Source organism: Desulfosporosinus sp. Tol-M2, from assembly GCF_059735615.1.
Genome location: NZ_JCAIJG010000028.1, coordinates 1 through 4,302 on the forward strand (window position 1 = coordinate 1; position 4,302 = coordinate 4,302).

General features: G+C 47.6%; 3 protein-coding genes. All 3 read right to left on the reverse strand.

Going from position 1 to position 4,302, the window contains the following annotated elements:
• On the reverse strand, positions 1-3,410 hold a 3,410-nt coding region (locus AC6I5A_RS01225; RefSeq protein ID WP_034610793.1), incomplete at its 3' end, for a hypothetical protein.
• The gene (locus AC6I5A_RS01230) at positions 3,397-4,104 is read right to left on the reverse strand and encodes a DUF6063 family protein (protein ID WP_034610796.1); all 708 of its coding nucleotides are present in this window, start codon (positions 4,102-4,104) and stop codon (positions 3,397-3,399) included. The genes AC6I5A_RS01230 and AC6I5A_RS01225, both read right to left, overlap by 14 nt.
• On the reverse strand, positions 4,101-4,302 hold a 202-nt coding region (locus AC6I5A_RS01235), incomplete at its 5' end, for a hypothetical protein (protein WP_497900396.1). The genes AC6I5A_RS01230 and AC6I5A_RS01235, both read right to left, overlap by 4 nt.

Here is a 4,302-nt window from a genome sequence, read left to right on the forward strand (position 1 = left end):
ATTTTGGTCTGTGCTTCGAGATCCTGTTCCGGCACAAAACCTTTCGCCGCTTTAATCCCCTGAAAATCCATAGTCTGTGCGACCTGGCTTTTTAGTTTTTCATAGAGAGTGCTCTGTGTTTGCAGTGCCAGGCTCTCTTTATCCAATTCCTTCTGCTGGATGCGGACCAGTTTACGGCGTCCGGAGAAATCTCCCGATATTTCTTCCGGAGGCAGCGGATTCTCATAGCCCAGACGTTTCACTTCATCCAAGGCTGAATCTAAGACGGCTTTGGCCGATGCTTCTTTGGCTATGGCGGTTCTCAAATCAACCTGCAGTTCTTTGACTAACTTTTCCAATCCGCTAATTTCTTCCCGGAGACGACCGGCTTTTTCTGCTTCGTATCTAACTGTGGCATACGCCTCTTCTTGAAGGTGTAAATTACTCAGTTCCGTTCCTTTTTGCCTGATGTCTCCCTGCAAATCCTGCTTTTGCGTTTCTAATTCCCTAATTCCTGCCGTATAGGTATCTCTTACAACCCGCAGCCTTTCCGTTAATTCTTCGATGGTTCCTTCAACGAGCTTGGTCTGGGGTGCCTTTTGGTAAAGTTCATATTGCCTTTGAACATCTAACTGTTGCCTCTCATTATCGCGCAAGGCATATCTAACCGTGGAAAGTTCTTTCTGAAGAATATTCCGCTGCTCATCCAATTTAATCCTTCTTATCTCTAACGCTTTGCTTTCGTCCAAAACCCCGCTCAGTTCCCTGCGGCAAAGCTGATAAGCCGGTTCTTTTTCTAAAAATTCCTGAAAGCTTTCGATTCTACTCTGGGCCGGCAGCTGCTTGCTCTGATTTTCTTTTAAAAGATCACTGATCTCTTCCTGTCTAATCAACAAAGTGGATCTCTTAATTTCCGCTTCCATAACTTGCCGATCCAATTCCGCCAACTTTTCTTCTGCCGCGTTTTCCTTTAAGCCCAAGTTATAGCGATAATCCGCAGCATAAGCAAACCGGGCGCAAGTTGCCTGGTCGGCTACGGTTCTGCGGTGTTCTTCACGATAGTGTTCCCGTTGCTCAAGGGCCTGACTGCTCTTTTGCTCCAGTTCGGCGATTAATTTTTCCAGAGAATCAGGGGCAAAAATGCGTCCTTCATAAAAACACGCCAGGGTAATTCCTTGGTTGGTTTGCACCATTCGCCCGCTGCTTTCCATTTCGACATTTAAATCTTCATAGGAAATAAACGGAATCACCCGTTTCAAGGTCAGGTTCTCCTGCTGGATCAAGTTCTCCTTCTGATTCAAGCTCTCCTTCTGATTCAGGTTCTCCTTACGGGTCAGATTCTCCATCGCCTCTGCCACCCGGGCGATCTCGCTGCGGGACAGGATGAAGGCATACGGCAAGAGCGGGTTATTCTGCAGCATCTTTTGACAGAGATCAGCGGGCAGACCGCGTAAATAGGTTTCGCCCGTATCATAGGAAATATCCAAATCAGAAAATAACGTCACCAACTCCGCCGGTACATGCAGACGTCCGTTTTTCAGGGAAAGCAGATTTTCCTGAGCGTCATGCCAGCGCAGGCCGGCTTGCTCTACACTGCCCGCCAAAGCTTGGATTTTTTGTTTGAAAGCGGCGGCCAGGCGTGTCGGCTGAAAAAGCAGTGCCGACTCCAAGTCATAGCGTGTGAGTATTTCCTTGGCTTCCGCTTCCAGTTGTTCATATTCCAGGATATCCCGCTTGATATTCTGGAGCTGCATCATTTCTTCCGCCTGCCGGGCCTGGCACTGCTGAATGTCTGTCTCCAATTCCCGCCGTTCTTGCGCATTGGCGGCTTGTTCGGCTGCCAGCAGGTTTTCTTCCTGTTCCAAAGCAGCTAAAGCCTTGGCCAAATTGCTCTTGGCCTGCTCCACTTCCGCCGGGTTTAACTCGCCAAGCAGGTTTCTTCTTAGGCTCAGGCCCAGTTTCTGCAGCGTATTGGCAGCCTCTTTTTCCATTTGGTTTTTGCGTTCGGTTAGTTGGCCTTTTTGACTGTCAACTGAACTCTTTTTTTGAGCATTAGCCTGCAGATCGTCTTCTACTTGCTGAAGGTTTGATTCCCCGGCCTGCTTCTCCGCCTGCCAACTAAGCTCCTTCTCCCGCAGATAAGTCAGTTCTTTTTCAAGCAGATTTTTTAAAGAATATTCCAATTCGCCGATCCGTTGATCTTTATCGTAGTTTGCTTTTTCAGCAGCTAAACTTTCCTCAATCCCGGAAAGCTTAGCTTCCTTACGCCGGATCTCACCCAGCAGCCTGGCAGCCTGTTGGATCTTTTCCGCCATTTGAGCCTGTTCCAACGAACCTTCCGTATCTTTCAGCCGATTTTCCACCGTACCTAACAGTTCCAGGGCTGCTTCATACTTTGTCTTCTTTTGAAGGTAACTATGGGAACGATCCTCTAACTCAATGCGCTGTTCTTCCCGTCGGGCTTTATCCTTGGCCAGTTCGTTTTCTGCTTTCTTGTCTTGGAAAGCCTCCAACTGGGCCGTCAGATAAGCACTCAGGGCAGCCAGCTTTTCCGCCAGGTTTTTCTGTTCCTCCAGGTGCTGGAGAAAATTGGCCAGTTCTTCGCTTTGCTTGCCATAAACAGCCAGAAATTCAGAGAACAAGGCTTTCTCCAGGATATAGCTTTCATTTTCCGTTACTTCCTGCACTAATTTCTCCAGCATTTCTTCCAGCCGGTGCAGTTCGGCTTTTTCCCTATACATTGATTTCTCAATGTTTTTAATAATCCATTCATCCAGAAGCTGACTGGAAGTCTTATACTTTTGAAAGATTTCCTCAATGCCGCCTTCATTATCGTTGATTTTGGCAATCACATTACGCCACTCACCCTGGACAATGCCGTATTGGGCCAGATGTCTGCCGTAATCTGCTCCATCTTCTTCAGGGAAATAAGCAAAGAGATAAGGATCTTTCTGTTGTTTTTCTCGCATTAAGTCCCGCGCTTCCCGAAAAGAAAGCAAATGGAGCAAATTGCCCTGCTTCTCGGCAAGCGGAATATGCTCGATATCAAAGGCATTGCCACCGTTATACTTGCAGGTAAAGGTAAAGTATCTGATTTTCCCCTTCCCTTCTTCGCCGCCGGCAGCTTCGGCGGGAATCAGGGCCATTCCGGTCAGCAGATAACCGCCTCCCTCATCCAGTTTCCACTCCAACAGGATGAAGGTAGGCTGTTTTTGTCTGTGGAAGAAGCCGCTGATCCGCCGCCCCTGAATTTTGATCCCCGGCACCACCGGCTGAAGAAAAAGCTGGACCAACACACTTTTCCCGCCGCCATTGGCCAGATTTAACAGCACATTTTCTCCGCCATGGAAGTTAAAGGACTCATCCAGGATATGCCGGGTGTTATTATTGTAGGAAAAATTAAGGATGCGAATGCGGTTAATGGTCGGCAATTGCTTCAGCTCCTTCAAACAGGCTGATAATCTCTTCGACCCGGCTTTCATTCAAATAGTAGTTCAGCATCAGGTCATCCAGTTTCCGGGTGGGACGAATCTCCCGTTCATTATCCGGAATGCGGATCAGATTTTCCCGCTCCAGTAAGCGGCAGGTATTGAGAATGGTTCCTGCTTTGGTCTTGCGTCTATTCTCTTCAAACCCTTGCTTGCTTTCCCATAGTTCAGCAATTCTCATAAAGTTCAAAGAATATTTCTCTTCAATAGCCAAAGTCTGCTCTTCATTCAGAGCAGCAGCGGCAAAACGCCGGTCCAGTTCTTCCAGCAATTTACTGATGCGTAAAAATTCCCGTTGCTTGGGGTTCTGGTTCTTACCACCGTAAAAAAGGAAGAAAATAAACATCGCTATATAACTCAGCAGATAAGCATCGGCCAAACGGGCATCAGAGGCGACCCATTCCCGGAAATCCTTGCCGGTAAAACCCAAGAGACTGTTGTCGCCGGCCGGAACAAAGTAGAGTGTACCGGAAGCTTCCACAATCCGGAATTCCAGCTCTTCTTCCATCTCGGTCAGCGCCTGCCGAACCTCCGGATTACGGAATTCCAGGAAGAGATCGCTTTCCGTCTCCCGATCCAACTGACCTTTATCCAATAGCCTTTTGAAAATACGCAGAGCTATATTCAGGTTGCTCATTTTATCTTCACCTCAAAGAAGAAATCATTGATGCTAATCGTTTTGCTAAAATACTCCTCACCCTGACGAAAGACAATCTCTTCTTCCAGTATTTTATCACTAAGTTTGACAACGCGCAGGCTTTCTATACCGAACAGTTCCGGGTGATCGTATTCGATACAGTTCAGGCAATAATCCAAATCAAGTTCGCCGGTGGCA